Source organism: Synechococcus sp. H60.3 (genome assembly GCF_047462295.1).
In the GTDB taxonomy this organism is placed as follows: domain Bacteria; phylum Cyanobacteriota; class Cyanobacteriia; order Thermostichales; family Thermostichaceae; genus Thermostichus.
The window spans coordinates 15891-22622 of sequence record NZ_JANSIY010000036.1; the positions used below are offsets into that span (position 1 = coordinate 15891).

General features: G+C 59.2%; 7 protein-coding genes and 1 pseudogene. 3 read left to right on the top strand and 5 right to left on the bottom strand.

What is annotated here, in order from left to right:
- On the bottom strand, positions 1-1256 hold a 1256-nt coding region (locus NW841_RS05735; RefSeq protein WP_414385770.1), incomplete at its 3' end, for a polysaccharide deacetylase family protein.
- A gap of 72 nt (positions 1257-1328) precedes the next feature.
- Here NW841_RS05735 and NW841_RS05740 point away from each other — a divergent pair.
- On the top strand, positions 1329-1490 hold the full coding sequence (locus NW841_RS05740; RefSeq protein ID WP_414364204.1) for a hypothetical protein: 162 nt from the start codon (positions 1329-1331) through the stop codon (positions 1488-1490).
- Positions 1491-1546: 56 nt separating this feature from the next.
- Here the strand turns inward: NW841_RS05740 and NW841_RS05745 are convergent, their stop codons facing one another.
- On the bottom strand, positions 1547-2032 hold the full coding sequence (locus tag NW841_RS05745; protein ID WP_414385771.1) for a phycobilisome linker polypeptide: 486 nt from the start codon (positions 2030-2032) through the stop codon (positions 1547-1549).
- A gap of 202 nt (positions 2033-2234) precedes the next feature.
- Between NW841_RS05745 and NW841_RS05750 the strand changes: the two genes are divergently transcribed.
- A complete protein-coding gene (locus NW841_RS05750; protein WP_414364201.1) occupies positions 2235-2768 on the top strand; it encodes a DUF4079 domain-containing protein in 534 nt (177 codons plus the stop codon).
- Between the two features lie 192 nt (positions 2769-2960).
- Positions 2961-3196 (top strand): annotated as a pseudogene (locus NW841_RS05755) (zinc ribbon domain-containing protein); the annotation flags it as partial.
- Positions 3197-3769: 573 nt separating this feature from the next.
- Here the strand turns inward: NW841_RS05755 and NW841_RS05760 are convergent.
- The 3 genes from NW841_RS05760 to NW841_RS05770 all read right to left on the bottom strand — a co-directional run bounded on the left by NW841_RS05760 (position 3770) and on the right by NW841_RS05770 (position 6557).
- Complete coding sequence (locus NW841_RS05760) at positions 3770-4405, bottom strand: biotin transporter BioY (protein ID WP_414385774.1); 636 nt, start codon at positions 4403-4405, stop codon at positions 3770-3772.
- 160 nt (positions 4406-4565) lie between these two features.
- A complete protein-coding gene (locus NW841_RS05765; protein WP_414385777.1) occupies positions 4566-4946 on the bottom strand; it encodes a phosphatase PAP2 family protein in 381 nt (126 codons plus the stop codon).
- A gap of 102 nt (positions 4947-5048) precedes the next feature.
- Positions 5049-6557, bottom strand: coding sequence for a YegS/Rv2252/BmrU family lipid kinase (locus NW841_RS05770; protein WP_414385779.1), 1509 nt, complete (start codon positions 6555-6557; stop codon positions 5049-5051).
- Positions 6558-6732: the final 175 nt, after the last annotated feature.

Sequence of the window (6732 nt, forward strand, 5' to 3'; positions counted from 1 at the left end):
ACAAAGCGCAGCCGATCCCTGCCTAGGAGTACCAAAGGCCGGCCCCGGATGACCCTGTCATCTTCGGGGCGACCGGGGATGAAAGTCTTGTGGTTGGCGGCCATCACCGGCCCCACCATGACGTTGCTGGCCGAGTTAATCCAAGGGATGGAGAAGAAGCTGCCGTTAATGCCGGCATCGGCCTGGTAGCGCTGGACTAGGGTTCTTACCTCGTAGCGTCGCTCCGCGTGCACTGTAGCTGCCCGTCCGCCGCGGATGGTTAGCACCCGCACCCTGTCGATCACCTCATCGGTCAGGGTCAAGGGTTGCGTTCCATCCAGCCAGTAGTCGGGGCTGCGGCCAAGGGTAAAGGTGCGGGCGCCAACAATGGCCTCGGTGAGGCGAAACTGGTTAAAGCGGCGCACCTCCAGCAAGTTGGGCGACTGTCCCGTAAAGCCGGGATCCATCGTGAAGGCCATCCGGTAACCCGCCTCCGCCAGGTATTGCTTCACCCGCTCGTCCCGGTTGCCTTCCGGATAGGCAAAGTAGTGGATGGGGTGGCCCAACTCCTGCTCCAGCTTGCTCTTGCAGTCCAACACCTCTCGCCGCAGGCGGGTGTCGTCCAGCAGCCGCAGGTCGGGAGGATGGTTGACGGTGTGGGCGGCAAAGTCAATCAGCCCGCTGGCATCCATCTCCCGCATCTGATCCCAAGTGAAGTGATCTTTGTCCGTGGGCACGCCGACAAAGCCGGTCTGAACAAAGTAGGTGGCGGGGTAGTTGTACTCCTTCAAGAGGGGGTAGGCGTTTTCGTAAAGCCCAAGGTAGGCGTCGTCAAAGGTCAGCAAAATGGCCTTTTCCGGCAAGGGATCCCCGTCCCGTAGGTGTTTGTAGAGCTGGTCGATGCGGATGGGAGTCAGCCCCGCCTGCTTGATGGCCTCAAAGTGCTGCCGCAGCTCGGCTACCGTGGTGTCAAACCAGACTTGTTTGCGGCCAGCCACCACGTCGTGGTACATGATGGCCGGCACGTAGGAGAGACTGGCCAAGGGAGCCAACGCAAAAGGATCCCGCTGCAGTTGCGGCTCTTGGGGGAGGGGCGGGCGCTGTTGGGCGGCCTTGGCCTGGGCGCGGGGGGCAGGGATCTCGGCCAGAGGCGGCAAGAGCGCCGGCAGGCGGCTGGCCCAGTCGGGATGAGCAGTTGCCCAGGCCACCAGGGCTCCCGTCCCAAACCCCAGCACTGTAACCAACAAAGCCAAGAAGCGGAGCAGCCGGAAGCGCAACTGGGTTGGCGGTCGCTGCCCAGAAAGACTTCGGCCCGGGAAGGGGGATCCCCTTTTTGTCCTAGGGACTGGATGGCCGCCCCGGCGCGGCAGCGGCTGTCGAGACGTCATGTCCTTCTCCTCACCGGCAAAACCAACGTCAGCCTACCACCCCATCTCCTGGTTGGGGATGGGGAAGCCCTTGCCAGTGGTTTCCTCAAAAACAGCCAGGGATCCCTTTCCTCGCCCAGGTAGTACCCCAGCCCACAGGAGTAGCGGCAGAGCCACCGCCCAGAAGCTTTCCAGGCAAGTCAGTCGAGGTTGCTCAACACATTGGACTCCGTAATGCTGACGATCTTGCCCCCCCTTTGGGTAATGCGCTTCACTTCTTGGGAGAGCCGGCTGAAGGGCACTTTGTACTCGACAACGCTCTTGCGCACGCCCCCTCCCACCAAACCGGACACTTTGAGGGTGAAAATCTTGTCGCTGTTGGGTAGGGACGAGGCCGCCGAGGGGGCAACCTGAGCGGCTGGGGCCGCTTCCGCCTGAGGTGCAGGAGCCGCGCTCTCCCGCTCCAAAAGCAGCCGCCAACTGCGGGGATAGGCGGGAGCCAAACGATAAACCACCTTGTAGGAGCCGGTTACATGGTCATCTTCTGACTCCACCCTCACCACTGTTCCTGCTGGGATATCCAGCTTAGCTCCCTTGGACATGACTTTAATTCCAGGCCAATTGGTGGGCACATCCATCAGCAGCTCGACTTCAAAGGATTGATCCCCCAACAACAACTTGGCCATGTGAATAACTCCGTTTTGCTCGTTAGCAGGCGGTAGCCGAGGAGCTGTGGCCGACCACAGCTTCACCGCTAGATATTTTACCGTTGCGGCTGCATCCCCTGAAGCTTTCCACCGGCATCTGTCATCGAAGGTGGGTTTGTTGTAGATTTGTTAAGGAGACTGGTTAAAAAGTTGTAGTTGTTCCAAAGGTGGAGGGATCCCTATGCTGTGTGTGGCTCTGCCCAATCTGTCGGCAGCTTCGGATGGGTTGACGGCTGCCTTGCAGCCGGTGGCCCAGTTTTTTGCCGGCTTCAACCTGCCCCAGCCCATTGTGCAATGGGGACATCCTTTGATGATGGGCATTGTGGTGGTGGTCATGGGCAGCTTCGTCGGCCTGACCGGTTGGCGGGGGCGGGTCTTGCGCCTGGCAGCCGAGGGATCCCTGCCGGAATCGGCCCAAAAGCCGCTCTTGGATCACCGCAAATTGGCCCCCTGGATGGCCACCTTCATTGCCCTGGGCTACACTGGCGGCCTTCTCTCCTTAGTCATGCAGGGCCAGCCCCTGCTGAGCAGCCCCCATTTTTGGACGGGATCCCTGGTGTTGCTGCTGTTGGCAGCCAATGGTGCCCTGTCCCTAAGTGGCTTTGGGGGCAACCGCGAGGCCCTGCGCACCACCCATGCTTACTTGGGCAGCCTCATCCTCTGCGTGCTCTTCGCCCATGCTGTGCTGGGCCTGAAGCTGGGCCTATCTCTGTAGGCAATCCCGGCTTTCCTCCTTGGGAAGAGAGGGTTAGGGTGTGACGGCAAGGTGGCAACGTGGAGTTGGGGCAGGCTCCAGACTTTGTTCTGCCGACCCCTAGCCTATGGCTTGAATGGAAGACCTCACAGAAGGTAAAGCTGGAGGCCCCGCACTCTAGTGCGGGGAGGAAAGCTGCTCTCGCAACTTTAGCGGTTGAACAGTTGGGCGTTCCACCAGCTAAGGCAGTTTTTGCACTACAAGGCAGCAAGAGCAGAGGTCAAGGTTGTGGCGGTTCCGCCTGCCTACACTTGCAGACCTGTCACCGCTGCCTGTGGCTTGGCCAGCGGGAAGGGAAGCGTTTTCGTTGTGTGAACCCGGCCTGTGGTTGGGAAGGGGATGCAGATTTTAACGCTGCCACTTGCGTCGGCGGGACGGAGTTCTTGTGAGCGAGCTTCAGGGCTACTAAAAACCCCACCCGCCTATTCGTTGAGTCAACACAACATGGCTTACGCCCCGCTGCGCGCACCGATAGAGTACAGGCTTCACGCTTCATAGACTTGTTTGTACAGAGGTCTCAGCATGCTGCCACCGTGCGACCCATGGCGGGAACCAGTCAGGGAAACTTTCCAGCGATTTAACTTGTTCTCCTCAATTGAAGCACAAACGGCTTTCATCCCGAAACTGAATTGGCTCTTGAGTCAACACAATTTACCCATACAGTGCGGGGTTTCCCGCCGATCAAGCTAAATTGACTATAGCAAGTCAGGGTCGGCCTCATCTCACCTTTTTTGTGAAGCCGATAAAAAAAGCCCCATAAAGGGGCTTGTCGCGACCAGTCAGCGACTTATAAAACCCTAGAGCGATATAGAGAAGCGCTCCATTGAATCTGTTGCTTTGAACACCGTTTTGATCACAGTCCCTAGGATCTCAGAAAAAAGGCCAAACTGCGGTAGATATCATCTTTTTTTTAGATTTTCGGGAGGCTGGCCCTACACCATCAGGCTGCTGTTGGGCAAGCCCTAGCTTGAGGACGACTTGGGATCCGCTGTCGGCTTCTCCCGCCCCAGCCAGCGCCAAGTGGTGGGCAGCAGGGCTGCTGCCAGCACACACTTCAGTAGATCGCCGGGGATAAAGGGGAACACGCCTTTGGTGAGCACGGCCAAGACGGAAGTGGGGCCGACATTCTCGTTCAGCCATACCCCCAGCCAGGTGGCTCCCAAGACGTAGATCAAAACCGAGCAGGAGAGCATGGCCGCTGCCATCTTCCAAGGGCTGCGATCCACCCCCCAGCGCTCCACAAACCAGCCCATCAGCCCTGCAGCCAGGGGAAAGGCCAGCAAGTAGCCCCCTGTCGCTCCGGTTAAGTGGCTGAGCCCAGAGCCGCCGCCGTTGAAGAAGGGCAACCCCAAAAGCCCCTCCAGCAGGTACAGCAGCAAGGCAAGAAAGCCCAGCCTTGCCCCAAAGCCTGCCCCCACCAGCATCACGCCGAAGGTTTGTCCGGTGATGGGTACTGGGGTAAAGGGCAAAGGGATCCGCACCTGCGCCAGTGCCGCTACCAACAAACTTCCCCCCAACACCAGCATTAAATCCCGAACCCAGGAAGGACGGGTCAGAAGGGTTTGCGCCAAAGGTGTGTGAGCAAAAGTAGCAGTCATAGGATATTTAGGGTGCTGAGATACAAGAGATAACAGCCCTTTTCCGGGATCCACCGACCCATCCTAAAAGCTTTTGGCTGGGGATCCGGGTGCTGCAACTAACGGACAAAGGGCCGTATCTGGGTAGTGTATCGCAACCTCAGGATTCTGCACCTATGCACTACCTTGCTTGGCCGCGGCTATCCGTCTGGCGCATCCACTGAATCCGCAGAAGGGTGATGCAAAAAATTAACCACAAAGCCCCCAGGCTATATCCCGCCAGCAGATCGCTGGGCCAATTCAACCCCAAGTAGGCCCGGCTGAAACCAATGAGGACTAGGATCCCCAGCACTCCTCCCCCGATCCAGCGCCGCTGAGCAGGATAATACCTTGCCAGCAGATAGCCCAACAGACCGTAGATTGCCGTTGCTGCGATGACCTGTCCACTGGGAAAGCTGTGGCCTGTCTCCGACAGGATGGGATCCCAAAGATCTGGTCGGGGGCGAGAAAAGGTAGGCTGCAGGATCCCGGCAATCACGGCAGCTCCTAAGGCTGCAACCAACAGCCCCCATGCCGTTCGTCTTTGTTGGCTGCGCCAGAGCAAAACCCATCCACAGGCGGTCAAGCTCACCAGCCCAATCGGATGCCCTAACCCCCACCCCACCTAGGCTAGGGGATCCGGCCAAGGGCTGGCCCGGCGCAGCCATTGCAAAATCCATACATCGATGGCTTGACTGGAGGGCGCCAGTCCTTGCAAAGCCAGAGTCAGTCCCCAGAGGGCCAGAGCCGAGCCGAGGATCCCGCCCAGGCCAACGGTTGCGCTCAGCAGGGTCAGGCTCGGCGAGATCCGCCTTACCCAGAAGATGGCGAGCTTTTCGGCGGAGTTGGGTTTCCGCACAGGTGGTGCAATCACGGTCAGTCCCCCTGGGATCACCTCGATCTGGACGGGGGTTGTGCCCACCACTTCCCCATCGACGACCACCTTTTGGGGTGGGGTTGCCTCAACCCGGATGCGGGAAGCTTTGAGGGTGAGAATCCCGTTCAGTTTCGGCACCTGCTTGGCCAGAGAGGCCCCCAACAGATGCACCATATCCCCGAGGGATTGCACCCGTCGCGCCAAAGTCTGGGACAGCCTGCCTGAATTGGGGTCATCCTGGCCGCGCACCACCGTCACATCCAGTTGCCCATCCGTCGGATTGACACGCCCACGGCCCTGGGCAAGCACAGAGGTGGCCGGTGCAGCATTGGCAATGGTCAGGGCAGTGGCTTGCAAGTGCTGCAGCTCGGCTCCATCCACTTGGAGCGTCACTTGAAAGGGTTGCTGGTTCGCCAGTTGTTGTAACCCCGCCAGCAAGTAGGCTAGCGATCCCAAGCGACTTTTCAATTCGCGGCTGGCACGTTCGACCGTTTCCGCTTCAAACCCGATCCCGGCCAGCAGGATCATCGGCTGCCCATTGCAGCGAACGGCATCCATCACCCGTGTCGATCCGGCCAAGATTAGATCGCAAGCCCTTTCCAAATCAGTTGGGATCCCCAGCGCCGCGGCAAAAGCATTGGCCGTACCGCGCGGGATCACCCCCAGGGGAATGCCGGAGCCAAACAGTACCCCGGCCACGGCTGAAACCGTGCCATCGCCACCGGCAGCGATGATCAGATCGGGCCGGGCGGCCAGGGCCTCTTCTGCCAGGCTTTTGGCATCGCGCCCCGGTTCAGTCAGCAACACCTGCAGGCGGATCCCGACGGATAGGCGCTGCCGCAATAGGGCCAGTTGTTGAGTTTCATCCCCTTGGCCAGCAATGGGGTTGAAGATCAAATAGCCCAGGCGTTGCTCCGCCAATGAGAGCAGCAGCGCTCGAGCAGTGGGCACATTCAGCGCCAACGGAAGATTTGCTTCTTGGCAATTTTGAACCAACTTTGTCAACCCAGCCGGATCTGCTGCCGCATCCCAGAGGGCAATGACGGCTTGGGTACTATCCTCAAGAAGTTGAGCATGCCATTCTGCCCTAGAGGCAACGGTTTTGACCGTCAGCCTGGGGTGTTGGGTCAAATGGGCGGCTAGGGATCCCTCGACAATCCAGCAAAACCGCGAGACCAGGGCGCGCTGCTGTGTGAGCAGCTCGAGCAAGGCGGCTTCTTGGTCGGCTGCTGCTGAGATCAGGATCCCGGGTTTCATGGGCCAACTCGAAAAATGGCACCCCAAATAGGATGCCAGGTGCTCAGAGGCATTAGGCAAGAGTTAACGTAAGGTGCGGAATTCCCCACCGTATAGACGGTGGGGATGGATAGCACCCTCTGACTGATTCTGGATGTATTGCTTCACAATTTCTAGGGAGCAAATCATGCCAAAG